Annotated in this window: 25 protein-coding genes; 18 read left to right on the top strand and 7 right to left on the bottom strand. The window is 59.0% G+C overall.

The annotated features are described in order from the left end of the window. The 3 genes from Q7S58_RS10585 to Q7S58_RS10575 all read left to right on the top strand — a co-directional run. The coding region (locus Q7S58_RS10585) for a hypothetical protein (RefSeq protein WP_304824745.1) at positions 1–619 on the top strand (619 nt) is incomplete at its 5' end. A 2-nt stretch (positions 620–621) separates the two neighbouring features. Then, entirely contained in the window at positions 622–1,158 is a 537-nt protein-coding gene (locus tag Q7S58_RS10580; RefSeq protein ID WP_304824742.1) for a hypothetical protein, read from the top strand. Then, a complete protein-coding gene (locus tag Q7S58_RS10575; RefSeq protein WP_304824739.1) occupies positions 1,130–1,534 on the top strand; it encodes a hypothetical protein in 405 nt (134 codons plus the stop codon). Before Q7S58_RS10580 ends, Q7S58_RS10575 begins: the two co-directional genes overlap by 29 nt. Before the next feature lie 165 nt (positions 1,535–1,699). Here Q7S58_RS10575 and Q7S58_RS10570 read toward each other — a convergent pair whose 3' ends face one another. Continuing rightward, a complete protein-coding gene (locus tag Q7S58_RS10570; RefSeq protein ID WP_304824736.1) occupies positions 1,700–2,329 on the bottom strand; it encodes a methylated-DNA--[protein]-cysteine S-methyltransferase in 630 nt (209 codons plus the stop codon). Continuing rightward, positions 2,313–3,788 (bottom strand): DNA-3-methyladenine glycosylase 2, encoded by a 1,476-nt coding sequence (alkA, locus tag Q7S58_RS10565; RefSeq protein ID WP_304824733.1) that lies wholly within the window; start codon positions 3,786–3,788, stop codon positions 2,313–2,315. The genes Q7S58_RS10570 and alkA overlap by 17 nt, the downstream gene beginning before the upstream one ends. A 116-nt stretch (positions 3,789–3,904) precedes the next feature. Between alkA and Q7S58_RS10560 the strand changes: the two genes are divergently transcribed. The 11 genes from Q7S58_RS10560 (at position 3,905) to Q7S58_RS10510 (ending at position 19,905) form a co-directional block, all read left to right on the top strand. After that, on the top strand, positions 3,905–5,164 hold the full coding sequence (locus Q7S58_RS10560) for an NAD(P)/FAD-dependent oxidoreductase (RefSeq protein WP_304824730.1): 1,260 nt from the start codon (positions 3,905–3,907) through the stop codon (positions 5,162–5,164). Positions 5,165–5,501: 337 nt separating this feature from the next. Beyond that, entirely contained in the window at positions 5,502–6,644 is a 1,143-nt protein-coding gene (locus Q7S58_RS10555; RefSeq protein WP_304824727.1) for a DUF3300 domain-containing protein, read from the top strand. Then, positions 6,641–7,621, top strand: a complete 981-nt coding sequence (locus Q7S58_RS10550; protein ID WP_304824724.1) for a DUF2950 domain-containing protein — start codon at positions 6,641–6,643, stop codon at positions 7,619–7,621. Before Q7S58_RS10555 ends, Q7S58_RS10550 begins: the two co-directional genes overlap by 4 nt. 216 nt (positions 7,622–7,837) lie before the next feature. Continuing rightward, positions 7,838–9,424, top strand: a complete 1,587-nt coding sequence (locus tag Q7S58_RS10545; protein ID WP_304824721.1) for an efflux transporter outer membrane subunit — start codon at positions 7,838–7,840, stop codon at positions 9,422–9,424. 76 nt (positions 9,425–9,500) lie between these two features. Then, entirely contained in the window at positions 9,501–10,655 is a 1,155-nt protein-coding gene (locus Q7S58_RS10540) for an efflux RND transporter periplasmic adaptor subunit (RefSeq protein ID WP_304824718.1), read from the top strand. 45 nt (positions 10,656–10,700) lie between these two features. Beyond that, on the top strand, positions 10,701–13,904 hold the full coding sequence (locus Q7S58_RS10535; RefSeq protein WP_304824715.1) for an efflux RND transporter permease subunit: 3,204 nt from the start codon (positions 10,701–10,703) through the stop codon (positions 13,902–13,904). A 15-nt stretch (positions 13,905–13,919) separates the two neighbouring features. Further along, positions 13,920–17,117, top strand: coding sequence for an efflux RND transporter permease subunit (locus tag Q7S58_RS10530; protein WP_304824712.1), 3,198 nt, complete (start codon positions 13,920–13,922; stop codon positions 17,115–17,117). 85 nt (positions 17,118–17,202) lie between these two features. Next, positions 17,203–17,448 (top strand): hypothetical protein, encoded by a 246-nt coding sequence (locus Q7S58_RS10525; protein ID WP_304824709.1) that lies wholly within the window; start codon positions 17,203–17,205, stop codon positions 17,446–17,448. Positions 17,449–17,453: 5 nt separating this feature from the next. After that, a complete protein-coding gene (locus Q7S58_RS10520) occupies positions 17,454–18,473 on the top strand; it encodes a phosphotransferase family protein (RefSeq protein WP_304824707.1) in 1,020 nt (339 codons plus the stop codon). Further along, positions 18,470–18,913 (top strand): hypothetical protein, encoded by a 444-nt coding sequence (locus Q7S58_RS10515; RefSeq protein ID WP_304824704.1) that lies wholly within the window; start codon positions 18,470–18,472, stop codon positions 18,911–18,913. Before Q7S58_RS10520 ends, Q7S58_RS10515 begins: the two co-directional genes overlap by 4 nt. Before the next feature lie 59 nt (positions 18,914–18,972). Next, the gene (locus tag Q7S58_RS10510; RefSeq protein WP_304824701.1) at positions 18,973–19,905 is read left to right on the top strand and encodes a YqgE/AlgH family protein; all 933 of its coding nucleotides are present in this window, start codon (positions 18,973–18,975) and stop codon (positions 19,903–19,905) included. On the opposite strand, the gene Q7S58_RS10505 is transcribed toward Q7S58_RS10510, so the two are convergent. Genes Q7S58_RS10505 through Q7S58_RS10495 form a run of 3 tightly spaced genes read right to left on the bottom strand, consistent with a single transcriptional unit; the run spans position 19,826 to position 21,239 of the window. Then, positions 19,826–20,359 carry a pyridoxamine 5'-phosphate oxidase family protein gene (locus tag Q7S58_RS10505; protein WP_304824698.1) on the bottom strand — a complete coding sequence of 178 codons (534 nt, stop codon included), beginning with the start codon at positions 20,357–20,359 and terminating at the stop codon, positions 19,826–19,828. The two genes, Q7S58_RS10510 and Q7S58_RS10505, sit on opposite strands and share 80 nt — an antisense overlap. A gap of 28 nt (positions 20,360–20,387) precedes the next feature. Next, the gene (locus Q7S58_RS10500) at positions 20,388–20,729 is read right to left on the bottom strand and encodes a sulfite exporter TauE/SafE family protein (RefSeq protein WP_304824751.1); all 342 of its coding nucleotides are present in this window, start codon (positions 20,727–20,729) and stop codon (positions 20,388–20,390) included. 21 nt (positions 20,730–20,750) lie between these two features. Continuing rightward, entirely contained in the window at positions 20,751–21,239 is a 489-nt protein-coding gene (locus Q7S58_RS10495) for a helix-turn-helix transcriptional regulator (protein ID WP_304824695.1), read from the bottom strand. A 76-nt stretch (positions 21,240–21,315) separates the two neighbouring features. On the opposite strand from Q7S58_RS10495, the gene Q7S58_RS10490 reads away from it, so the two are divergent. The 3 genes from Q7S58_RS10490 (at position 21,316) to Q7S58_RS10480 (ending at position 23,762) form a co-directional block, all read left to right on the top strand. Continuing rightward, positions 21,316–21,747 (top strand): YeeE/YedE family protein, encoded by a 432-nt coding sequence (locus tag Q7S58_RS10490; protein ID WP_304824692.1) that lies wholly within the window; start codon positions 21,316–21,318, stop codon positions 21,745–21,747. Continuing rightward, a complete protein-coding gene (locus tag Q7S58_RS10485; protein ID WP_304824689.1) occupies positions 21,744–22,205 on the top strand; it encodes a YeeE/YedE family protein in 462 nt (153 codons plus the stop codon). Before Q7S58_RS10490 ends, Q7S58_RS10485 begins: the two co-directional genes overlap by 4 nt. A 105-nt stretch (positions 22,206–22,310) precedes the next feature. Further along, complete coding sequence (locus tag Q7S58_RS10480) at positions 22,311–23,762, top strand: amidohydrolase family protein (protein ID WP_304824686.1); 1,452 nt, start codon at positions 22,311–22,313, stop codon at positions 23,760–23,762. 141 nt (positions 23,763–23,903) lie between these two features. Here Q7S58_RS10480 and Q7S58_RS10475 read toward each other — a convergent pair whose 3' ends face one another. Then, positions 23,904–24,926, bottom strand: coding sequence for an NAD(P)H-dependent flavin oxidoreductase (locus Q7S58_RS10475; RefSeq protein WP_370655497.1), 1,023 nt, complete (start codon positions 24,924–24,926; stop codon positions 23,904–23,906). 5 nt (positions 24,927–24,931) lie between these two features. After that, positions 24,932–26,161, bottom strand: a complete 1,230-nt coding sequence (locus tag Q7S58_RS10470; protein ID WP_304824680.1) for a serine hydrolase — start codon at positions 26,159–26,161, stop codon at positions 24,932–24,934. Between the two features lie 238 nt (positions 26,162–26,399). On the opposite strand from Q7S58_RS10470, the gene Q7S58_RS10465 reads away from it, so the two are divergent. Then, entirely contained in the window at positions 26,400–26,636 is a 237-nt protein-coding gene (locus Q7S58_RS10465) for a hypothetical protein (RefSeq protein ID WP_304824676.1), read from the top strand. Positions 26,637–26,660 lie beyond the last annotated feature (24 nt).

Raw genomic sequence — 26,660 nt, 5'->3', positions numbered from 1 at the left:
CACATCCTCGGCTGGCAGGGTGCGCGAGCGCACTCTATCCCTCAGTTCCTTGCGCTCCCTCGGGGCCAATCCAAGCTCTCCATCAAGCATCCCTTACGATACACTAACCCGATACCAATGTCACTGTTACAGGCCACTAGTTTGGGGTCCGGATCCGACTTCGGATAGTCCGGTTGCCAAGAAGAGGAAGGAAGTCCGTAAGTCGCTCGATAAACTCGGTCATCATGTTTTTTTTAGCGAGGACCTAATCTTCGACAAAACCTACAAGGTTCCTGCCAATCTACAAGAGCGCGTGCAGGTCGGCGAGATGGACGCAGTCATATGCCTAGCTTCAGATTTCGGACCGATGCAGGAAGCTCAGGAATTTGGTAAGCAGGCAAAAGAATTTCTGCTGTGGATTAGCAGTAGAGCTCGCGGCACTTATACAGATAGCGGATTGGCGCAACAACTACGACAGGCGCGTCTCGCGCCAATCATGTTCGAAGACCGAGATTTGGGCTCCTGTGTGATCGCCGCAGCCTCTGCCGAATGGGTCGAGCAGATTCGAATGAACATTTATGCGATAGAAGAAGAACGTAAGCGTCTCAACGAGATGGCGCCGACGCGTGGAGCCTCTTAAGCATGAAGGATCGTCATCTATATTTCTTTCGCGAGGCCGATTTTCGCCGAATTGGCAAATTGCTGGCAGACCGCGACGCATTCATCGTCTTCCACAATATTGCCACGTCATCGGAGCCTTTGAACATTGGGAGACTTGCGGGTCTACTTCGCAGAGAACCGATACTCATCGTGGAGATTCTTCGGCAACTTTCAGACGTTGGAGTTGTGAGAAGCGGTGGTGGTTTTCATAGAGCCACGGCTTTTGGTCTAAAGGTAATGCAGTTTTTTGGGGACATCACCAGCGAAGTCGAACTCCAGGCCTCCAGTGCTGCATCTGACCCGCAATTGATGTCAATGATTGATGCGACGGCTTCCGCCGAAGCGACCGCGACGAACAACCGCGTGGTCAGCAGTTTTGCGGCGACGGTCTGGGCCGCCTCGGATATTCAGGCTATTGAGCGGGTCAATTCCGAAAGTACCGCGAACAAACCGAGTTCAAAAGACTTTGGAAATCAGGACCCCGCAGACAATGCAGCACGATTTCACAATTATCTGTGAAGACATCCGCCAGGAGATAGGTCGGAAACTGAGCCTAATGGGCATGTACGATGAGGCGATCATCTTCAAAAGAGTGCCCGCCAGGTTAGCTAAGCTTTGCATGTACCAGCGCTGGAGCGGGTCAGACCAGCCGCAGAAGGCGAGAGTGCTATTGCGCGGCAGTGCGCTCTCGGGGTCCTTCGTTGCACACGGCGCGCGAGATCTTGAGCATTACAATCCCGACGTCAAGCGCGCCAACGTGATGATAGTGTTCGCGCCATTGGACGTAGTTGACGTCGGAGAGATTGAGTTGGTCACTTACTTCGATGAGTCCGATCTTCCTTCCCACACTCACAGAATTGAGATTCGAGTCGACCCCGACCTACGGTTGGAGTGACTAGAATCGTCTGCTGAAAAGAGGCCCCAACAGCTCGGTTGGGGCTGTTCTCATTCGAGCACCTGCGCGCGTGAGTCGTCCAGTCGGCCGCTAGTGTTCCGAGTTTCGTGCCGACGTAACTTGGCGTAATACTCCCGAAGAAGGTAGCTAAACACGTGCGGGTGATCATTGCTCATGGGTCAGATCTTTACTCAACGGGTCTGAAAGATCGGGGTTAGGGAAAGTACACAGTTCTTCGGTCTGACGTAGATTGCAGATCAGATGCTCGGCGATCGGGGCGGGGGGAGAGTGCAGGCGCAGATGCGCGCCCTCGTGCTCGAGGAGCCAGCGTTTGCGATCGATGCCGCCGCCGTAGCCGGTGAGCGCGCCGCCCGCGCCAATCACGCGATGGCACGGCACGACGATTCCGACGGGATTCGATCCGTTGGCCATCCCGACTGCGCGGCTGGATTTCGGCCGGCCGATCTTTGCAGCCAGTTCGCCGTAGGTGGTCGTGGCGCCGAGCGGAATCCGGCGCAGCTCGGCCCACACTTCTTTTTGGAACGGCGTGCCGCCCGTTTGGACGATGATGTCGTCGAGTGCGGCGAAGTCGCGCGCGAAATAGGCCTCGATGCGATCGCGCAAGCCGGCGGGATTGCGCATCGGTTTGAGCGTGCATGCGCCGTAGTGCAAGCGCATCAATCGCATCATGCGATCTTCGTGATCGCCGAAGTCGAGGCCATTCAGCGCGGTGCCGTCGGACACGATCAAAACGGTGCCGATTGGCGACGGGATTCGATCAATAAACAGTTCCATTGGCGGTCTCCAGTTTGGCGCGGCGTGATTTTTCGGCGGCCCATAGATGCATCACGGCGTAGGCGCGCCACGGCCGCCACGCCTCGCTGCGCGCGAGCACGCGGCGCGGATTTTTTTCGGCGAGCGCTCTCATCACGATGAGATCGGTGTGGAGGAACGCGTCGGGCCATGCGAGCGTGCGCATCGCGAGGTACTGCACGGTCCATTCGCCGACGCCCGGAATCGAGCGGAGCTTTTGCAGGGTCGAGTCAACGTTCACGCCGGGCGTGAGTGAGAGATCTCGCTCCGTGATCAATCCAGCCATCTGGATGATGGCGCGGGCGCGCGACGCGATCACGCCGAGGCTCGCGACATCGTTGAGGCTCAATTGTGCGATTCGTTCCGGTGACGGAAATGCGATCGAGAGCGCGGGGAACGGCGATTCGACGGGACATCCGAAAGCTTTGGCGAATCGGCTCGCGAGCGTGCGCGCCGCGGCGACGGTGATCTGCTGACCGAGAATTGCGCGGACCGCGATCTCGAATCCGTCGAAGGCGCCTGGGACGCGGAGTCCCGGATTTCGCGCGGCGAGATCGCCCAGGGTTTCGGCGATCTCGGAAGGGTTGGCTGACAAGTCCATCAGATGCTTGATGCGCGCGAGAACTGCGGGGAGCACTTTCATCAACGATGCGCTGATTAGGATTCGGAGCGCGGGTTTTTTCGGCGACATCGCGACCTCGAGCCATCCGACGTGTTGCTCGCCGCCGTGCGCGATTCGAACGATTCGCCGGTACGAGGCGTCGCCGACCTCTTCGACTCCCGTGACGCAGCGGGCGCGGAGAAACGCGAGCATCGATGCCCAATCGTAGGGCGGGCGGAAGCTTAGCTCGAAGGTCAGGGTATCGGGCGCAGCGGCTGGCCGCGGAGTCTTGCGCAATTGTTTCGGACTCAGACGATAACGATCCTTGAACAGCGCATTGAATCGACGCAGGCTGCCGAAGCCGCTGGCGAACGCGATGTCGGTCAACGCGGAATCGGTGTCGGTGAGAAGGCGCTTGGCGAGCAGCAGGCGCTGCGTTTGCGCGAAGGCGACCGGGCATACACCGAATTCGCCCTGGAACACGCGGCGCAGATGGCGATCGGTGACGCCGAGGCGCGCGGCGAGAGTATCGAGGCTGTTTTCGGAGAGCGTGCCATCTTCGATTAAGCTGGCGGCGGCCTGCGCGATGCGGTGGCTGGAATCGACGCTGGCGTTGCCGGGGGCGAGCTCGGGGCGGCATCGCAGACAGGGGCGGTAACCTTCGGATTCGGCGGCGGCGGCGCTCGGAAAAAAAGTGCAGTTCTCGCGCTTGGGCATTTTGACGGTGCAGATCGGACGACAGTAGATGCCGGTGGACGAGACGCCGATGAAAAAGCGGCCGTCGAAGCGGGGGTCGTGCGCCTTGGCGGCACGATAACAGGTGTCGGGCTCGAGCATCATGCGAGGATTATAAGATCGACGCGGCGCGGAAGCTCGCCATTTTCGGACATCTACATTTTTATAGATCGAGTGCGCGTTGTCGCCGTCAATACGAATCTTGGGTTTTCCTGACCGTCGTGGCTAAGCTGCTCGACATGGCAGAGACGATCAATCCGGATATCGTCGTGATCGGCGGAGGAGTCGGCGGCAGCGCATTGGCGGCGGTGCTGGCGCGCGAGGGCTTTGCGATCACGATTCTCGAGAAATCGACGGAGCACGTCGATCACGTGCGCGGCGAGTGGATCGCGCCGTGGGGCGTCAAGGAGACCGAGCGCCTCGGCTTGTACGACACGCTGATCGCGGCCGGTGGTCATCATCTGAAGCGGCACATTTCGTTCGGCGACGATATCGACACGATACAGGCGGCGGCGCAAACACTCGATCTATGCGCGTTCGAAGGAGCGGGACTGAAGCCGCCGCTCTGCATGCGGCATCCGCACATGTGCGACGTCCTGAACGCCGAGGCGATCAAGAGCGGCGTCGAATTGATCCGAGGAGTCGCGGACGTGGAAGTCACGCCGGGTGTCGCGCCGGAGGTGCGATTCCGCCACGAAGGACGCGAGCATAGATTGCGGCCGCGTATCGTGATCGGCGCGGATGGCCGCAATTCGATCGTGCGCGGGCAGGCGCGCATCGAGCAGCATCGCGATCCCACGCATCACCTGATGGCTGGGATGCTGGTCGATGACACCAACGGGTGGCCGGAGGACCTGCAAATTTTCGGCACCGAAGGCAGCATCAACTATCTCGCGTTTCCACAATCGGCGAGTCGGGTGCGGCTGTACATCTGTTACGGGCTGGAGGACAAGCGCCGCTTCGTCGGCGAAGACAACCAGGCGCGGTTTCTCGAGGCGTTTCGGCTCTCGACGGTGCCGGGCAGCCAGTACCTGGCGAGCGGTACGCCCGCGGGGCCATGCTTTTCGTACGGCAATGAGGATAGCTGGACGGACGCGCCATACGCCGACGGGGTCGTGCTGATCGGCGATGCGGCGGGCCACAACGATCCGATAATCGGGCAGGGGCTATCGATCACGTATCGCGATGTGCGGATCGTGCGCGATCTGATGCTCGAGAATCGCGAGTGGCGGTCGTCGATTTTTCAGCCGTATGCCGAGGAGCGCCGCGAACGGATGCGGCGGCTGCGGCTGACCGCGTCGACATTGTCGATCCTGAATGCAGAGTTCGGTAAGCGGGCGCTCAATCGGCGAATCAAGGTTCGCGAACTGCGCGGGCAGAGCGCTCTGCCGGATATCGGGGCGACGACGTTCCTGGGGCCGGAAGTGATGCCGGCGGAAATGTTTTCCGATGACATTCTAGGCCGTTTGCGCTCGATGTGATCGGAGCGTCGCGAAAGGTTTTTTGCTCGGCTCCCCGGCTGATTCTGCCTTGAACAACTAAGACTCTTACTCGACGGGCTTCGGCAAGATATTTGCGGGATGCCACACCCAGGCCAATACAGCCGTGAACGGTACTTTCGGCCGCCGAATGCGTGCGAATCTCTATCGAAAACGAAACGAATCGTGTAAGAACGCTGTAGCAGATTCGGCCCGAAAACTGTCCGGTACACTCGATAATCTGGCGGATGGCGAGTAGGCATCGAACGGTAGCCGCGGGGGACAAATGAAAATCGCGAGGGTAAAGAATGGCCCTGCACACCGATTTTGGAGGGTACGCATGAGAGGACTCAAGCGGGCGATAGCATTAGCGCTGACCTGCGCCCAGATCGTCGCGTCGGCGCCGTGGTTCGCTATGCCGGCATTCGCACAACTCGAAGCGCAACAAGCGGCGGCTCTGCCGAAGCCGACCAGGCAGGAGATGGAGCAGCTAGTCGCGCCGATCGCGCTGTACCCCGACGCGCTGGTCGCGCAGATTGTCGCAGCTTCGACTCATCCGACGGACATAGTTGAGGCGGCAAGGTGGCTTCAACAGAACTCAAGCCTGACAGGGGCGGCGCTCGCACAAGCAGCTAACAATCAACCGTGGGACCCGAGCGTCAAGTCGCTGACCGCATTTCCATCGGTCCTTAACAACATGAATAGCAACCTGTCGTGGACCTCGGCGCTGGGAGAGGCCTACTACACCTACCCGCAGGACGTCATGAAGACGATCCAGACAATGCGGGCGCAGGCGAAAGCGGCTGGTACGCTGCAATCGAACGCGCAGCAAACGGTAGTGCAGGAGGGATCGACTATCATCATCCAGCCTGCGAGCCCGGAGGTCGTGTACGTACCAGCATACAATCCGACCGTAGTATATGGGGCGCCAGTAGCTACTTATCCGGGCTATTCGGGCGCTGACCTGGCGCTCACCGGAGTGCTCGCATTCGGGGCCGGCGTTGCGGTGGGGGCGTTGGTATCTTCCAGCGATGGGTGGGGATACAACAACTGGAACAGTAACTGGCATGGCGGCAACGTAAGTTACAACAAGAACGTGTACGTCTCCAACAACAATATCTATCACAACAACAATTGGAACAGCTGGAATAAGAACAATAACTGGAACAACAACAATTGGAACAAGAATCAGGCGAAGAACGACTACAACAAGAATCAAGCGCAGAACAACTGGAACAATAGCCAGGCAAAGAGCAATTACAATAAGAACGGCGGCAACGTCAATCGGAGCGATCGCGGCTACGGCGGCAACAAAGGCGGAGGGCAATCGAATGCGTTCGGCGGGTATAAATCCGGTGGCGACGCATGGGCCAGCAGCGATCGCGGTAAGTCGAGTTGGGGCGGCGGCGGCGGAGGCGGCGGTCGCGGTTTTGGCGGCGGCGGAGGACGTAGTTTCGGCGGTGGTGGAGGTCGACGGCGATGAAAGGGACTAGCATGAATTACCATCGAAGCCGAACTATCGGGCAGTGGCTATCAAAGCTGGCAAAGGATTGGGGCGTCAGATTGTTGGCGGCAGCTATCGCGACGCAACTACTTGGCGGGATCGCACTTGCAGCAGAGCCGAAGACGTTCGGCACTCCCGAGGAAGCCGCCAAGGCGATGGTCGATGCGCTTAGAGCCGACAATCGGGACGCGCTGCTGGTTATCTTCGGTGACGAAGGCAAAGGGCTGCTTGACTCGGGCGATCCGGTAGCTGACAAAAACGCAATCGCGAACTTTCTCAAAGCTTACGACCAGATGCATCGATTCAGCGGCGGGTCCGATGTCAAGCTGGTGCTGTTGGTAGGTGCGGAAAACTGGCCGGCGCCGATACCGGTCGCAAAGAACTCTTCAGGATGGTATTTCGATACGCCGTCAGCGAAGCAGGAGCTTCTATACCGGCGGATCGGCGAGAATGAGTCCAGCGCAATCAGAATTCTCAATGCCATAGTAGTCGGGGAGCATGAATACTTTGGGCAGTCGCACGACGACGATATCACCAATCAGTACGCGCAGAAGTTTTTGAGCGATCCGGGCAAGCGTAACGGTCTCTTCTGGAAAGTCAGCGCAGGCGAACAGGAGAGTCCAATCGGGCCGCTGGTAGCGACGGCGTCAGAGGAAGGTTATCGCGCAAATCCTGAAGGGAAACCAGTGCCGATACATGGTTACATCTTCAAGATACTTACCAGGCAAGGCAAGGCCGCACCGGGCGGCGCCAAGGAGTATCTCGTTGACGGCAAGATGAGCGGCGGATTCGCGGTGCTGGCTTATCCGGCAAGCTATCGGCAATCAGGCGTGATGACTTTTATGGCGAACGCTGACGGGCTCATTCTGCAAAAAGACCTGGGCGATGAGACCAAGGATCTGGTGAGCTCGATGACGAGCTACGATCCGGATGGAAGCTGGCAGCGTGCTCAATGATCGCAAGGCGCGCGCAATGCGTGCGAGCAATCGAGTGGCGCGGCCGAGAGCATGAATCTACTGGTTGATGAGGCAATACCGCGCTCTTCGGCGGATCGCATTCCGCGTTCAATGTGGGGGGCGCTGCGATGGCTGCGAGGTGAGTTCCGCTCGTCGCGACGGAAGCAATCCCGCTATAGAGAGTCGTACTTGGGGGCGCATAGGGCGGGATAGCTGATGTCATTGGGCAGGAAGTTTGATCTACCGCTCGCGGCAATCGCGCTGCTGATCGCTGGATGCATGCTTGGCCCAGACTATAAGCGTCCGCCAGCGCCGATCGCGGTGAAGTGGAACGAGGCTGGCAATGTCGCGGTCGCGCCGGACCGGCAGGACTATCGGGACTGGTGGACTCTCTTCAAGGACCCGGTCTTGACCGGCTTGATCCAGCGAGCCTACCAGCAGAATCTCACATTGCTGACCGCCGGCGTGCGGGTACTGGAAGCACGCGCGCAACTAGGTATCGCGATCGGCGAATTTTTTCCGCAGCAACAACTGCTAAATGCTCAGGTAAGCTACAATCGAATTCCAATCTCGTTGCCTTACAACATAGTCAACAACACCTACTGGGCGGACCAGTTCGGCGCACAGGCATCATGGGAACTCGATATCTGGGGCAAGCTGCGGCGCGGTATCGAATCGGCTGACAGCGCATTTTTGGCATCGGTCGCGAACTACGATGACGTGCTGGTTACGCTCACGGGAGACGTAGCCAGTACTTACGTGCAGATACGGACTCTGCAAACTCAGATCAAGATAGCCCGCGACAACGTCGTGCGGCAGCGCCAGGCCTACAAGATCACGGTTGCCAAGTTTCAAGGCGGAGCGGTCAGCAAGCGCGACGTATATCAGGCGCAGAACGTGCTTGGCGCTACCGAGGCGACGATTCCGCAACTTAGTATCCAGCTTGCACAGGCCGAGAACGCGCTTTCAGTGCTGCTCGGGATGCCGCCAGGGAATCTGAGTCAACTGCTGGCGGGTTCGTCCGATATTCCTACGGCGCCGACCGAGGTCGCTGCCGGAATTCCATCGGACCTGCTCCTGCGGCGACCGGATTTAAGGAAGGCGGAACTTGAGGCGGAGGCGCAATGCGCGCAGATTGGGTTTGCGAAAGCCGATCTGCTCCCTACCTTTAGTTTGATTGGCAACGTGGGAACTTTATCGAGCAACGTTGGCTCGGCTAGTCTGTCTGACGTGTTTACGGCCAAGAGCCTGCTCTACAGCGTCGGTCCAACCTTGCAGTGGAACATTTTTAACTACGGGCAGATAACCAACAACGTGCGTGTGCAGGATGCCAGGTTTCAGGAACTCCAGATCACTTATCAGAACGCGGTGCTGCAGGCTCAGCAGGAAGTCGAGAACGGTCTGGTAGTGTTCGTGGAATCGCGCAACCAGGTTGTCTTCCTGCAGGAGAGCGTGAAGGCGGCAGAAGGCGCACTCAGAATCGCGACGATACAGTATCGGCAAGGCATCCTGGATTTCACCACGGTACTTACCGCTGAACAGAATCTATATCAGGCGCAGAACAGCCTCGCCGTGGCTCGTGGCAACATCCCGCTGGGATTGATCGCTAGCTATCGAGCCTTAGGTGGTGGATGGCAGATTCGGCAAGGCAATGATTTTGTACCGGCGCAAACCAGGGACACGATGGCGAAGCGCACTTACTGGGGCGGCTTGCTTTCGCCGGACAAGGAGCTGCGACCTAAAGCGCCTGGACTGCCGGCATCCAAGGATGTATCGCCGAACCCGGGGCTTCCGGAATGGTGAGGTTTGCGGCAGTGCTTTTGCCGGGAGAGCAGATCAAGGTGAAGCAGTCAGCTTCGCGGACAGGGAGTAGTCCACGATGAAAAGGTTGTTGCGATCGGCGATCGCTTTAGCTGCTCTTGCGCTACTGGTTTCTGCCAGCGGCTGCGGCAACAAGAATGCGCCCGCATCGGTCGCGCCGATCGTTGCTGTCGCCAAGCCAGTTTCAAAGCTGGTCAATGACCACATGGACTTTACCGGCAACACGGTCGCGATCGACTCTGTCACGCTGGTAGCACGCGTCGAAGGATTTCTCGAGAAGATCCATTTCACCGACGGCGCGCGGGTGAAAAAAGGCGATTCGTTATTTACGATTCAGCAGAGTCAGTACCAGGCGCAATTACAGCAGGCAGAGGCTCAGGTTAAGGCGCAGCAAGCGGCCTTGTTTCACGCCAAGACCGAATTCGCACGTTATTCCGGCTTGCTCAAGGAAGATGCTACTTCTCAAGTTGAAGTGGATCACTGGCACTATGAGAGGGACAGCGCTGCTGCGGGGCTCCTGGCGGCGCAAGCGCAGGTTCAGATAGCTCAGTTGAATCTCGGCTACACGCTGGTAAGAGCGCCGTTCAACGGGCGAATAGGCAGGCATCTGGTTAATCCGGGCAACCTAGTTGGTTCGCTGGGAAAGCAGACGGCGCTGGCGGAAATCGATCAGATCGATCCGATCTATGCCTACTTCACTATCAATGAGAGAGATTTGCTGCGCGTGATGGCGGGGCAGCGCGACGCGGGTAAGCGCGGTAATCCGAGGCCGCTGCCAGTATTCTTTGGTTTGGCGAACGAGGAGGGGTTTCCGCATGAGGGGCGTCTCGACTTTGCCTCGATTAGCGTCACTCCTACAACCGGCACCTTGCAATTGCGTGGCATCTTTCCCAACAAGGATCTAAGCGTATTGCCGGGATTGTTCGTACGGGTGCGGGTGCCCGATCCTGAGAAGCGCGCGGCGTTGCTGGTCCCCGGCGATGCGGTTAGTTTCGATCAGCAGGGCGAGTACGTGCTGCTCGTCAATAACAAGAATGTTGTAGAGCGGCGCGGAGTGAAGACGGGCTTTCAGGTAGGCGATATGATGACTATCGAAAGCGGTCTTAAGCCTGACGACAATGTGATTGTAGAAGGGCTGCTACAGGCTATTCCGGGACGTGAAGTGAATCCACAACGAGCGCAGACTGGTTCGCAAGCGGGTTCCAAATCCTAGAATCCGAGTTTCCTAGAGTCGAGCTGAAACAGGAAGAGGTCCGGCGTGTCCAAGTTCTTTATCGAACGGCCGATTCTCGCCAACGTGATTGCAATCATCACGGTTTTGCTCGGCTTCGTCTGCTTGTTCAACTTACCGGTGGCGCAGTATCCGGAAGTCGTGCCGCCGACGATCCAGGTCAGCACCAACTATCCGGGCGCTAGCGCGGAAGTCGTCGCAACTACCGTCGGCATTCCGATCGAACAGGGCGTCAATGGCGTCGAAGACTCGATCTACATGCAATCGACCAGCGGCAGCGACGGCACCTACACGCTGACGGTGACATTCTCGGTCGGCACCGATCTCAACGCTGCGATTGCCTTGGTGCAGAACGCCGTCAATGGCGCACTGTCGCAGCTTCCGCAGGAAGTTCAGACACAAGGCGTCACGGTGCAGAAGGTCAGCACCAACATCCTGCTGATAGGTAGCCTGTATTCGGACGACAACCGCTTTGATGAGACTTTTCTCAGCAACTACGCGATCATCAATCTGCAGAACCCGATCGCGCGGCTGCCAGGTGTCGGACAGGTGCAGATTCTTGGCGCTGGTCCGTACAGCATGCGAATCTGGCTCGACCCCATCAAGCTGAAGGCCTACGGCCTGACCGTCCTGGAAGTCCAGGAGGCGATCAAGAATCAGAATATCCAGGTTGCTGCGGGCCAGCTAGGTGGGCCGCCCGTGCCATCCGATCAGGTGTTCCAGTTTACGGTCAATACACTAGGCCGGCTGTCGGACGTGAAGCAGTTCGAGAATATTATAATCAAGACGCATCCTCCGGCGACCGATCAAGGCGGGAAGCCGCCAGAGCCCGGTGACATTGCTCAGACCGCAGCTATAGTTCGGATGAAGGACGTCGCGAAGGTACAGCTCAGCCAGGAGGCTTATTCGAATTTTTCCGGTCTGAATGGGAAGAAGGCGGCGCAGATGAACGTGTACACGCTGCCGGGGGCCAACGCGCTCAAGGTGTCGCAGGAAGTGAAAGCCTTGATGGCGCAGATGAGCCAGAAGTTTCCCCTAGGGCTCAAGTACACGTCGCTGCTGGATAGTTCGCTGTTCATCCAGGACTCGATACACGGCGTGTATGCGGCATTGATCGAGGCGGGCATCCTGGTGCTGATCGTCATCATGCTGTTCTTGCAAAACTTTCGCGCGATGCTGGTGCCGGCCACGACGGTGCCAGTTACGATAATCGGCGCCTTTGCGGCGATGGCGGTGCTAGGGTTCACGGTAAATCTGATGACGCTCTTTGCGTTGATCCTCGCGATCGGCATCGTCGTAGACGATGCGATTGTCATAGTCGAGAACACTTCTCACTATATCGAGGAAGGTATGACGCCCAAGGACGCGTCGATCAAGGCGATGGGCGAGCTGACCGGCCCGATATTAGGCATCACGCTGGTGCTTACTTCGGTCTTTCTGCCGGCTTCGTTCCTGCCAGGCATTACCGGCCAAATGTTTCGGCAGTTTGCGCTGGTTATAGCTGCCACCGCGATCATAAGTGCGCTGAATGCGTTGACCCTCAATCCCACGCAATGCGCACTCTACATCAAGCCGATCCCCAAGGATCGCAAGGTCAACCGCTTCTATCAGACATTCAACCGGGTCTACACCGCGGTTGAAGATGGTTATGTCGGACTGGTTCACAGGATGGCTCAGCAACCGGGCCGGATGGCAGTAGTGTTCTTCGCGGTGGTTACGGTCGCAGGGTTGCTGTTCGGGATGCATCCTACGGCGTTTCTTCCTATCGAAGATCAAGGATATTGCCTCGTGTCAGCCGAGCTTCCGCCCGGAGCCTCGCAAGCCCGCGTGCGCGAGGTCTCCGCGGATATCGATAAGGTGCTGAAACAGACGCCGGGTATTAAAGGTTGGGTCACGAGCGGCGGGGTATCCGCACTTGATGCGGCGAATCTAGCCAACGTGGTAACCGAGTACGTGATGTACGAAGACTGGGGCAAGCGGCCTGACGACCTTACTCAAGCGGCCATTGTTGCCAGCTTGCGCGAGCGTCTCGAGCCGATTCGCAAAGCTCGATTCGACGTGTTGATCCCGCCGCCGATACCGGGCCTCGGTCAGGCTGGCGGCTTTCAGATGATGGTCGAGGACAGGGTCGGTGTAGGCCTGAATGAGTTGCAGAAGGGCGTCCAGGAGATCATCAGCAAGGCAAGCAACGAGAAGGCGCTCCGGAACGTAACAACCACCTTCAGCGCCAAGAGTCCTCAGCTCGAGCTTGAGATCAACAGAACGATGGTGGAATCGCTAGGAGTCACCATCAGCGATGTGTTTCAGACGCTACAGACGTACCTTGGCTCGACGTACGTTAATTTATTTACTAAGTTCAATCAGAGTTTCCAGGTCCGCTTGCAGGCGGGAGCCGACTATCGCACGCAACTCGCTGACATCGGAAACCTATACGTCGCCAACAAGGCCGGAGAGATGGTCCCGCTCGGGGCGCTGCTGCACGTACGGCGCGTGCTAGGGTCGGAACTGCTGACCCGTTACAACATGTATCCGGCGGCGTCGGTTATAGGGAGTCCGGCGCCTGGTTATAGTTCGGGCCAGGCGCTTGACGTGATGGAAAGGGTGGCGCAAGACGATCTGCCTTTGGGCATGGGTTACGACTGGACGGGCCTTTCCTACCAGCAGAAGCTGATCAGCAATCAATCCTACTTCATCTTTGCGTTGTCGATAACGCTCGTCTTCCTGGTGCTGGCGGCGCAGTACGAGAGTTGGACCGATCCGGCGGCGGTCGTGCTTAGCGTGCCGATGGCGCTGGCTGGCGTCATCATTGCGTTGATCGTGCGCGGCTTTCCCACCGACCTTTATACGCAAATCGGCCTCGTGCTGATGATTGCGCTGGCAGCTAAGAACGCGATCCTGGTAGTTGAGTTCGCGCGCGAGCTTAAAGCAGAGGGGATGGCGACGGTCGACGCGGCGGTCGAAGCGACGCGGCGGCGCTTCCGTCCGATAGTGATGACATCGATTGCATTCATACTAAGCGTCGTCCCATTGCTCACGGCCACCGGCGCCGGCGCCGCCAGTCAGCAAGCATTGGGCACGGTCGTGTTCGGCGGAATGGTCGCTTCGACATTGGTCGCGATACCGTTTGTGCCGGTCTTTTACATCCTGATGCAGGATGTTTCGGAGTGGGGCATGCGGCGGCGAGGCGTAGTACCGGTCAGTTGCGAAGCAGCATCGCAACCGGCGGACTAAAGAAGACCAGCCGGGATGTCCAAGTTTTTCATCGAGCGACCGATTCTCGCGAACGTAATCGCGATCATTACGGTTTTGCTTGGCGCCGTCTGCCTTTACACTCTACCAGTCTCGCAGTACCCGCAGATCGTACCACCTACCATACAGGTGACCACCACTTACACTGGCGCCAATGCCGAAGTGGTTGCTAACACGGTTGGTATTCCGATCGAGCAGGCTGTAAATGGGGTCGAGAACTCGATCTACATGCAATCGACGAGCGGCAGCGACGGCAGCTACACCCTGACAGTCACGTTTGCGGTAGGCACTGATCTGACGACGTCGCTGTCATTGGTGCAGAATGCCGTCAACACCGCATTGCCGCAGTTGCCGCAGCAGGTGCGGTCGCAAGGCGTCAACGTCAAGAAAGTAAGCACGAACATCCTTCTAATCGAAAGCCTTTACTCGGACGACGACCATTTCGACGAAGTATTCCTTGCCAACTACGCGATCATCAACCTTCAGAACCCTATCGCTCGCCTGCCAGGCGTCGGGCAGGTCAACGTTCTTGGCGCAGGCCCCTATGGCATGCGTATCTGGCTCGATCCGGACAAGCTCAAGGCATACGGATTGACGGTAAGCGACGTTCAGAATGCGATCCAGGCACAGAACATCCAGGTGGCTGCGGGGCAGATTGGAGGAGCGCCGGCGCCGGCGAACCAGCTTTACCAGTTTACGGTCAACACGCTCGGACGTCTGTCAAAGGTCGAGCAGTTCGAAAACATTATCGTCAAAAGCAATCCCGCTTCGAATCGGCCGACACAAACGATACAGACGAACCCGACAGCCGAGCTGGTGCGAATCAAGGACGTCGCGAAGGTTCAACTGAGCCAGCAGGTGTTCACGGTGTTCTCGGGTCTTAGCGGAAAGAAGACGGCGCATGTTGCGGTCTATGCGCTTCCCGGAGCGAATGCCTTGCAGGTCGCGGAAGATACGCGGCTGCTTATGAAGCAGATGAGCAAGTCGTTTCCGCAGGGGCTCAAATTCACGACTCTCTACGACACGACCATCTTTATCAACCAGTCGATCTCAGGAGTGTACTCGGCGCTGATCGAAGCAGGAATCCTGGTGCTGATCGTGATCATGCTGTTCCTGCAGAATTTTCGCGCGATGCTGGTGCCGGCGACGACCGTGCCGGTGACGATTATCGGCGCGTTCGCCGCGATGGCGTTGCTTGGATTCACCGTGAACCTGATGACGCTGTTCGCTTTGATTCTGGCTATCGGCATTGTCGTGGACGACGCGATCGTAATCGTCGAGAACGCCTCGCATTATATCGAGCAAGGACTGACGCCCAAGGACGCGGCGATCAAGGCGATGAGCGAGCTTACCGGTCCGATACTCGGGATCACGCTGGTGCTGACCTCGGTATTTGTGCCGGCTTCTTTTTTGCCCGGAATAACCGGGCAGATGTTTCGGCAATTTGCGCTGGTTATAGCTGCGACGGCGATCATAAGTGCGCTCAATGCGCTGACTTTGAAACCGACGCAGTGCGCGCTCTACCTGAAGCAGCAGCCCAAGGATAAAAAGGTCAATTGGTTCTATCGCGGCTTCAATCGCGGGTACCTTGCTGTCGAAAATAGCTACATCGGACTGGTAGCTCGCATGGCGCATCATCCTAAGCTGATGATATCCATCTTTTTCGTGGTGGTCGGCGCGGCGGGATCATTCTTTGCGGTGTATCCGACGGCATTGCTGCCGCTGGAGGACCAGGGATATTGCATAGTGTCGGCGCAATTGCCGCCGGGCTCCTCGCAGCCGCGAGTGCGCGGAGTTGCGGCAGATATCGACAAGGTCCTTGGAGCTACGAAAGGGCTTAAGGGATGGGTGACTATCGGTGGTTATTCGGCGCTTGACACTGCCAAGTTGTCGAATGTCATCACTACTTTCGTAATGTATGACGATTGGGACAAGCGGCCGCCGGGATTCTCGCAGCCGCAGATAATCGGCGAGCTAATCAGCAAATTCAGAGCAGTACCCAAGGCGCAGTTTGCAGTGCTGCCTCCGTCGCCGATACCGGGTCTTGGGAGTGCTTTTGGCTTTCAGATGATGGTTGAGACGCGCGGCGATCTGGGGCTTGGCCAATTGCAGAGGGCGGTGCAGGAGATACTGCGCAAGGCCAACGCTGAGAAGGGATTCTTGCGCACCGGCTTTACCACCTTCAGCGCTAGCAGTCCGCAACTTTACCTCGACATCGATCGTACCCAGGCAAAGTCGCTTGGCGTCGCTGTCAACGACGTATTCATGACGCTGCAAACCTATCTCGGCTCTAGCTATATCAATCTGTTCAACAAGTTCAATCAAAGCTTCCAGGTACGCGTGCAGGCAGCATCCGACTATCGGCGCCAGATGGACGACATAGGAAATCTGTACGTAGCCAATCACGAGGCTCAAATGGTTCCGCTAGGTGCGTTGCTGCATATCCAGCGCACACTGGGGTCGGAACTGGTAACGCGCTACAACCTTTATCCGGCCGCTTCTATTACCGGCATCCCAAATCCGGGATTCAGTTCGGGACAAGCTCTTACACTGATGCAACAAATCGCGGATGACACGCTGCCGCAGGGCATGGACTACGAATGGACCGGGCTTTCATACCAGGAAAAGCTGATCGGCAACCAGGCGTTCTATATCTTCGCGCTTTCGATCACGCTGGTGTTCCTGGTGCTGGCGGCACAATACGAAAGCTGGACCGACCCGGCGGCGGTGGTGCTGACGGTGCCAATGGCGTTAGTAGGGATCGTGATAGCACTATTTATTCGCAAATTTCCCAGTGACCTCTACACCCAGATAGGCTTGGTTCTCATGATCGCGCTAGCAGCCAAAAACGCGATCCTGATTGTAGAATTTGCGCGCGAACTCAAAGCGAGCGGGATGTCATCGATCGACGCCGCGGTCGAGGCGACGCGACGGCGCTTTCGACCTATCGTGATGACGTCGATCGCATTCATCCTGAGCGTGGTGCCACTGATGACGGCGAAAGGCGCCGGCTCGGCGAGCCAGCAGGCGTTGGGCACGGTGGTCTTCGGCGGGATGCTCGCGTCGTCGCTGCTCGCGATACCGTTTGTGCCGGTGTTTTTCATCGCGATGCAAAGCGTCAGTGCGAGGTTCGCGAAGGCCGAAGTTCCAGTACCGGCCGAGACGCCGGCAGCATCGACGCTGTCCGCCGACTAAGCACAGTCGCTCGCTGATTCACCAGGCCGAAGCAACGCGAGCGATTGGCGGCGCGCTCACATGCGCAAGGCGCGCCGGACTCGGCATGGACTACTTCGGCGAGTTAAGTACTTTCGTGACTGCCGCCGACGATCGCATCCGCGCGCAAATGCTGGATGAGGCTTTGCAGGTAGTCTATCGATGCAGGTTAGAGCCGGTATGCCGACGCGCCACGCGGACGCGATCCGAAGAGTCGCTTGCTATCCTCGCGGGGTCGCGTAAAAGACAGATATGGGCTATCGGCGACGAGGTGCGCATCGCCCTTGACGATGAGTGCGACGACCGACGATGACATCATTGGAAGAACAGTTAGCCGACTACGTTAGGCTGAAAGTGCTGGCGGCGGGCGATACCCGCATCGACCGACTCGAGCAGATTTCCGGCGGCGCGTCGCGCCAGACCTATCGCTTTCGCCTGCGGTATCGCGAGGGCGGCGCGGAGCGTGAACGTAATCTGATACTGCGGCGCGATCCGGCGGCCAGCCTGATCGATACCGATCGCAAGATCGAATTTGCGGCGTATCGGGCCTTCTTCAACACGCCGGTGCCGGTTCCCGAAGTCTTGTGGCTCGAGGACGACCCGCGGCATCTGGGCAGCCCGTTTTTTATTGGCGTCGAACTGACCGGCTTGCAGGCCGCGCCGGCAAAAATCCTGATGGAGCCCTACGCGTCTCATCACAGGAAAATCGCCGAGCAGAAATGGTCGATTCTGGGCGAAATCGCGAAACAAGATCCAACTCAACTCGGTCTCGTCGGAACGATGGAATGGGTTGAGCGAGATCAATCGTGGAAGCGCGAACTCGATTATTGGGAAGGCGTTCTCGATTCCGACGAACTGATTCCGCAGCCGATCATGCGCGCGGCGATTCGATGGCTCCGGCGCAATCCGCCGCCGCCGGCGCAAAAGATCAGCGTCGTGCATGGCGACTATCGCACGGGGAATTTTCTTTTCGACGAAAGCGGACGTATCCACGCGATTCTCGATTGGGAGATGTCGCATCTCGGCGACCCGCTCGAGGACCTGGGATGGAGCCTGAATCGCGTGTGGTGCTGGGCGCACGACGATCGCCGCGGCGGTCTGATCCCCCGTGAAGATGCGATCGCAATCTGGGAGCGGGCGAGCGGGCTCAAGGCCGACCCGGCGGCGATTCATTGGTGGGAATTGTTCGCGACGGTGAAGGGGCAGGGGATCTGGGTCTCGAGCGCGCATGCATGGGAGACGGGCGAGAACAAGGATCCGATCCTGGTGCTGAGTTCGTGGAGCCTGATGAACAGCCAGGATCGCGCGGCGCTGGAACTGATGGGACGATTGCAATGAGGCCGGAAATTCCCAGCGTGTTTGCGACTTTCGCCGCTGACCTCGTGATGCGAGTCGCGCCTGCGATCGCGCCGGCTTATCATCAGGGGACGATCGGGATGATCGCCACGATGCTCGCGATAGCGGGCGAGGAATGGGATCGCGCAGCCAGTTGGCGCGTCGAGGAGAACCGGCGTCTGCGCGAATTGTTCCGCGAGAGCTTGCCGGTCACACACGGCGAGCTACGCGAAAAGCTGGAGGCGCTGATCGAAACGCGCGACGACGATCTGCGGATTTCGGCGCTGACGTCGAACAACAGCGCGCTTCGTGCGGCGTTGATCGAGTTGCACGTCTGCGTCGAGTCGAAGGAATCGGCCGAGGCGCGCCGGGTCGAAGTTGCAATCTGGAACGAGTTGCGGGAATCCACCGAGCGGCGGCGTCTCTCGATCGCGCAATTTTGAAGCGCCTGAGCGCGGAGGCGACTTTGGATTCGCGGCGCCGTTTGGATTCATAAAAGGACATGCGCGGACATCTCCGCAAAGTAAACGCGCGATTGAAAACGAGCATCATCGCTTCATTTGCGATTTTGATCGTGTTGTTTGCCGCCGCGCGCGACGCTCGCAGCGCAGACATGACTGCAACCTTCCTGGTGGCGACTCGCGATATGCCCGACGCGATGTTCCGGCGTACCGTGATTCTGATGATTCCCTCGCCGCAAGTGCCGCTGGTCGCTGGCGTCATAATCAATCAGCCGACGCAAGTACCGCTGGTGAAGCTTTATCAGGACGCGGCGAGGAGCAAGAGCGAAACGGCTTTCTTTGGCGGGCCGGTGGAAACGGATACTCCTTCGTTGATTCTGCGCGCGGCGACTCCGCCGGAGAAAAGCAGTTCGTTGATCGACGATATCTACCTGACCACGGATACCGACGCGATCGCGCGGCTGCTGAAAAGCCGCGACGGCGGCGAGATGCGGCTGATCCTCGGCCGCGCGCAATGGCTCAAGGAGCAGCTTCATTCCGAGATCGTCGCGGGAGCGTGGTACGCCGTGCCGGCCAAGTCGGAACTGGTTTTCAGCGATCCGAAAAGCCTCTGGACCACGCTGGTCGCGCGAGGCGAGTTGATGGAAGCGCGCGCACCGCGTCCTCGTGCGGTTGCAGTTCGGCGCGCCGCCGCGCAAGTCAAATCGACGCGCGTCGAGCGGCAGAAAACCTCTAACGACGCAAAAAAGTTTATTAGCGGAATTTATGAGTGCCTCGAGCTTCGAAGTGTCGCCACGCCGCGAGGCGGTCTCGCCGGCGCGATCGTAAACGACGTGGCCGCGGCTATCGAGAATCGCGATCGTCGGGGTAAATGTCGCGATACGTCCAGGCGCCCTAGTGTTGCACGTCAAGCGCGGGTGGGGGAGTGCCAGGCCTGGAGGCGAATCCGTCGGGCAGATCGCGGACCGGGGTGATTTTTATCGCGACGCGATCGCCCTTGTCGAACGATTCCTGCGAGGGCTTGTGCAATCCGATGCGCGCCTGCAGGTACTTTTTCGGAAAGTCCTCGATGATCTGGCTCCGTGCGGCGGCATCGCTGGTGATCTCGGCCTTGCCGATAAACGCGGGCCCTTTTTCGTCGTCGATCCAGACGAGGACCGGGCTGCCGCGCCGAATGCGTTTCGACTTCCAGGTATTCGGCCCGGTCTGGATGAGGACCAGGTGATCGGGCGTGACGGTGAACCAGACTGGAGCGGCGGTGCTTTGGTTGCCGTCCTTGCGAACCGTCGCGACGTAGATGAGTTCAGCCTTGGCGAGCGCGTCGACGTCGCGCCTGGAGGTTTCAGAGCGCGCTGCGCCGTCGGTCACGAGAAGTGAGCTGATTAGCGCTATCGCGAGAACTATCGCGGCTGAAAGTCGTCGATTCATACCGGCCTCACTCGAAATGGTGCTGCGCCTATTTCATGAAAAGCTGAACTGACAGCAGCGCGAGGAAAATCGCGAACGCGCGGCGCAATATCTCGCTCGAAATTCTGACTGCTGCAAACGCGCCGAAGTATGCGCCGACCAGCAAGCCGGCCGCAATGATCATCGCATAAGTGAAATTGACCTGCCCGTGGCGATTGTACTCGATCGCACCCAGCAGTCCGACCGGCGGCAGGAGCGCGGCCAGCGTGGTGCCGACCGCGGTCTGCTGCGGCATCGCGAGGAGCAGCACCAGTGCGGGCACGATCAAAATTCCGCCGGCAAGGCCGAAAAATCCGCCCAGGATGCCGGCGGCAGCTCCAATCGCGAACAGGATCAGAACCTCGAACGCTATTTACATTGTCCTCCCGTGAAAGACCGGTAATTCGCGTGCAGCCCGTTTTTTCGGCTGAGCCGGAGATGATACCGAGCCAATCGCTGTGCGCGGACCCGCGGTTTGCCGGAGCGCGCGGGCGCGGCGGCTGAGCGGCGTGGTCATGTTCAGCGCCCCGGCCTGCCCCGCGAGCCGCGCGCGGATTCCGGAGCAAACCAGCTCACACAGCTCAAAAACCATCTGGTCCGCGATCGAATAGTTTGCGGTGCTGCCTTCGTGGCGGCGCTTGACCAGGCCGCACTCCTGCAGGACCCGCAGATGCCTGCTGACGTTGGGCTGAGTCGAGCCGATCGCGGCCGTCAGCCGCGTGACGCTCAGTTCGCCGCGCTCGAGAGTTTGCAGGATGCGCAAACGGATCGGCTCGCCGAGGGCGCGGAAGCGCGCGGCGACCATCTCCAATGCCTCGGGCGGCATCGTGGCGCTGGACTCCTTGAAGGTGGTTGAATTCATCTGGATATAATCATATGGTTATATGCGACTGAAGGCAAGACCGGCCAAAAAAGAGGCTTTCGAGGAAGCGGATCAAATGCAGAATTTTACCCCTGTGGCGTCCCTCGCCGGCGGCATACTCATAGGTCTCGCGTCTGCCGCGATGCTTCTGCTCAACGGAAAAATCGCCGGAGTCAGCGGAATTTGCGCGGGCCTCCTGATGCCGGCCAGGAACGAGACGCTCTGGCGAGCGTGCTTCGTCGCCGGACTGCTCGCGGGCGGCGCGATGCTTCGATTCTGGATTCCGGCGGCGTTCGATTTCGGCGCGCTGAAATCGAGCGCGGTGCTCGCGGCGGCCGGCTTGCTGGTGGGCTTCGGGACGCGGCTCGGCAATGGATGCACCAGCGGGCACGGCGTCTGCGGCGTCAGCCGGCTGTCCGCGCGTTCGATCTTTGCGACCGCGACTTTCATGGCCTGCGGCGCCGCGACGGTCTTCATAACCGACCACGTCCTCGGGGGGCCACGATGAAAAAATATTTGGTGTCGCTCGCCTCAGGAGTGGTGTTCGCGCTGGGACTTGGAATTTCGGGCATGACGCGGCCGAGCAAGGTAATCGGCTTTCTCGATTTCGCCGGAGATTGGGATCCCAGCCTGGGACTGGTGATGGCGGGCGCGATGGGCGTTTACGCGATCGCGTATCAAGCCAGCAGGAGGATGGGTGCGCCACTGCTAAGCACCTCGTTCGCGATTCCGGCGCAATCCAATCTGGATGGACGTCTGATTGCAGGCGCAGCGCTATTCGGCATCGGCTGGGGACTCGGGGGATTTTGTCCGGGACCGGCGATTACGTCGATGGCGTCGGGTCAGGCGCCGGTGTTTGTATTCGTGATCGCGATGGCGGCCGGGATGATCCTTCAAGCTGTGGTGATGACGCGCGAAAAAGATCAGGCGTATCAGCGCTTGTCGCATCCCGCGGCTGACTCATGAGGGAAAGGTCGCCGGCGCCATCAGAAAAGTCCTATCGCGCGGGCAGCCTTTTGCGATTCGCGCGGATTGGTGGAATATCAAGGGAGCAATCGGGGAGGGCAGCCAATGGACGCAAAAAAGGAATCGCAGTCGGCGAAAATCCGGGCGCGCCTCGGACATCCTGTAATCGATTCGGACGGACACAGTATCGAGTCGATCCCGGTGTTTCTCGAATATCTCAAATCGGTTGGCGGCGCCGGCCTGGTCGAAAAATTCCGCACCGTCTTTTACGACACGATTATCGATCCGCGATGGACCAGTTTTTCGAACGAGGAGCGGCGCTACCAGCGCGGGATGAAACCGGTGTGGTGGGCCAACGCGGCGAACACGCGCGACCTCGCGACGGCGGTATTGCCGAAATTGATGCACGAGCGGCTCGGCGAGTTGGGGCTCGATTTTTCGGTGGTGTATCCAACCATAGGGCTCGCGACGATCGCGATCGAAGACGCGGAGATGCGCCAGGCCTGCGCGCGTGCGATCAATACGATGAAAGCCGACTTGTTCGGCGAGTTTTCCGATCGGCTGACGGCGGCGGCGACGATCCCGATGCATACGCCGGAGGAAGCGATCGCGGAGCTGGAATTCGCGGTCAAGCTGGGACTCAAGACGGCGATGGTGGCGAGTTACGTGCGGCGGCCGATTCCGCGGGTCGCGCGCGAATTTCCGGAAGCGGCGCGCTACACCTACTGGATGGACACCTTCGGGCTGGATAGCGAATACGACTACGATCCGTTCTGGGCGAAATGCGTCGAGCTCGGAATCGCTCCAACCTTCCATTCGGTAGGTTATGGATGGGGCAGCCGGCGCTCGATTTCGAACTACATCTATAATCACATCGGAAATTTTGCGGCGAGCGCGGAAGCCGTATGCAAATCGCTGTTCATGGGCGGCGTGCCGATGCGATTCCCGCGGCTTCGATTCGGCTTTCTGGAAGGCGGCGCGGCGTGGGCGCGAATTCTCTACTGCGAATTGATCTCGCACTGGGAGAAGCGCAACGGCAAATCCGTGCAGAATTACAACCCGGCAAACATCGATCGCAAAATGATGGCCGATTTGATTCGGCGCTACGGCGCAAAGTCGATGACGGCGGACGCTGAGCAGATTGCGGCGTCGATCGATTCGATCGTCGCCAACACTGATCCGGCGCAGATCGACGAATGGGCGCAGAGCGGCGTCCGCAGCGCCGAGGACATCCGCGACATTTTCACCGAGCGTTTTTATTTTGGCTGTGAGGGCGACGACCCGCTCACTATGATGGCGTTCCGCCCGATGGGCACCCGCTTCAATTCGCGACTGCGCGCGTTTTACGGCTCGGATATCGGGCACTGGGACGTGCCCGACATGCGGCTGATACTCGACGAGGCGTACGAACTGGTCGAGCACGGCCTGATGACATCAGACGAGTTGCGCGACTTCGTGTTTGCGACGCCGGTGCAATTCTGGACTTCGACCAATCCGGATTTTTTCAAAGGCACTGCGGTGGAAGCGGAAGTGAATCGCATCGCGAAGGCGGCGTGAGTTCGCATCGGTGCATTCGCGCGAAAGTGAGGGTGTTTCAGCGGAATGCGGCCGCCGTCGATGGTGGCGGACGAACTGGGCGCCGGGCTCGAGAAAATCGCCAACGACGTAATCGCCAAGCCTTGAAATTGGCCGCCGCGCTCATTCAGTGAAAGCGCCGCTCGCAGTCAAAGCGCGGGCGACGGCGCGCCGCGCGGCCTGAAACTCGATAAAGGTCTGCTCGACGAGTTCTGCGGCGCTTTGAATGCGCGTCACTCCCGAAATGGAATGTCCTGCGCTCCAGATGTCCTTGTAGCGGCGCGCACTGTCGATTGCAGACTCGCCCTTGCTGCTGAATCGGCGCGCCGCTTCCTCGATCGAGACGCGCGGGGGCAACGTCTGCGGATCGAGTCCAGCGCGAATCATCGACGGCTTCAGCATGTTGGTGTCGAGGCCGGTGAAGGCCTGCGTGAGCATCACGTCGTCCATGCCTGAATCGACCAGCATCTGCTTGTATTCAGGCGCGGCCATGCTTTCGTGCGTCGCGATGAACTTGGTGCCCATGTAAGCGAGATCGCATCCGAGCACCTGCGCGGCGAACAGCGCGGCGCCGTCCGAGATGCCGCCGGCCAGCACGATCGGACCGTCGTAAAACGCGCGCACTGCGCGGATGAACGCGAGCGGATTGAGCCATCCGGTCTGGCCGCCGGCGCCCGCGGTGAGAAGTACCAATCCATCGACGCCGGCCGCGATCGCGCGCTCAGCATGATGCACGCTGGCGACGTCGGCGAAGACGATACATCCGGCGTCATGCAGCGGACCTATCGCCTCAACGGGAGAACCGACGCTGGTGATCACCATCTCGACTCGATGCTTCACCAACGCGGCAAGCTCGGCGCGCATCTGAGGACGCTTGATGATCAAGTTGGGGCAAAAGGGCGCCGGTGCTTTGCCCGAGTTAGTATCAGCGTCGAGCGCGGTCTCGATACGAGTCAGCCATTCCTCGAGTTGTTCAGGCGTGCGCGCATTAGCAAGCGGAAAGGAGCCGATCACTCCGGCGCGCGATGCAGCAATGACAAGGTCGGGTCCGGAGACTGATAGCATCGGCGCGGCGATCAACGGCAATCGAAGCCGCGCCGAGATCTTCTCAGCCAAGCGATTGGAGAAGCTATTAGATGGTTCCATAGCTGCTAGCTATTCGATTCGGCAAAGGCAGAGTAGACCAAGGTCCTAAGTTCGCGGCGAATCGGATAGGTGGTTGATGGCAGTAGTTGGGCCATGAAGATAGTAATCAGGTCTTCCTTAGGATCGATCCAGAAGTAAGTGGAGGCGGCGCCGCCCCATGAATAGTCGCCGACGCTGCCGGGCAGCATGGTAAAGGTATTGTCGAGCGTAATCGCGAATCCCATCCCGAAACCAACACCGTTGTAAGTCACCTCGCTAAATAGCGAGCGGGACAGCGCTGGCAAGTCCTTGCCGCCTGGAAGGTGGTTAAGAGTCATCAACTGGATGGTCTTAGGACTTAGAATCTGTACGCCGTCGAGCGTGCCGCCATTCAGCAGCATCCGGCAAAAGCGAAGGTAGTCTCCGGCAGTTGAAGCCAAACCTCCTCCACCCGACAGTAAGCTCGGTTCCTGCAAGTAGGTGCTCTTCGCACAATCGTCGAAGAGCGCCATCCCACCCTTGGGAGTAGCTGAGTAGCAAGAACCAAGTCGCGACTGCTTGCTGGCAGGGACATAAAAGGCGGTGTCGTTCATGCCGAGCGGTTGCAGAATGCGCGAATGCAGGTATTGGTCGAATGGCTGTCCGGAGATTTTACCGACCAGGTATCCCAGCACGTCGGTCGAGACCGAGTAGTTCCATGCCGTGCCAGGTGAAAACTCCAGCGGTAGCGTGGATAGCTGTCGAACCATGTCATCGAGAGTGCTATCCCGTGTACGTTCGCCCACTTGCAGCTTGCGATAGGCTGCATCGACGTTGGTCGTCTGCTGAAAGCCGTAGGTCAGACCCGAAGTGTGGCGAAGCAGATCGATCATGAGCATCGGGCGCTCAGGACGGACGGTGCGAAACGTCTCCATGAAGCCGCCCCGATAGACGCCGAGGTTCCTCCACTCCGGGATCACGCGATGCACGGGATCGTCGAGCGCAACCATGCCTTGTTCGACCAGCGTCATGAATGCGACGCTGGTGAGTGGCTTGGTCATCGAGTAGAGGCGAAATATGGTGTCCTCGCGCACGGGAGTCTTGCGCTCGACGTCGGCGAGGCCGAGCGGGCTGAAATGCCCGACCTCTCCGCGGCGCGCGATTACGGTCAACGCGCCGGCGATCTTGCCTTCATCGATGTATCGCGCCTGGATGAAACGATCGAGCGTCTCGAGGCGTAGCGGCGACAGGCCGGCTGCTTTTGGGTTGATGTTCACTTCGCGAACCTCTTCGCATAATGTCGCTGTTCTTGTAGCACGGGTAGGCATGGATGTCGCGGACGACGAGTCCATCGGGAAGGAGAGCATCTGAAAGAGCAAGAAACCCCGGTTAGCGCGCCGCCGATCACGATCGCGGACATGCGCGATCGAATCCGCGAGCACGGCCACGAAAGCACAATCCTGCTTAGCGGGATAATGAAGTCGATCACGGTCGCGAAACGCCGCGTACACGCTGATGCAACTGGCGTCGTCGTCCGTGAATCCGCTGCTGCGGATTCCGTTCTGGCTCGCGAGTTTCTCGGCGATAATCCTGTCCTTCACCGGCCAGGTGACTTCATCGCTGATGGGTGTGTACGACCCGGAATGGCGTGATAGCACGGTGAAGACGTCGGGCGCGGAAATCGCGATGGTCAAGGGTGGCAGCGGCGCTCCCTTTGTTGCGATGAGCGAAGTGCCGCGCGTTGCTTGTTGACATATGAACGCATCATTTGTACAA

The organism is Candidatus Binatus sp. (genome assembly GCF_030646925.1).
Classification (GTDB): Bacteria; Desulfobacterota; Binatia; order Binatales; family Binataceae; genus Binatus.
The sequence above is the reverse complement of the archived record's forward strand: the minus strand, read 5'-3'. Positions and strand labels throughout refer to the sequence as shown.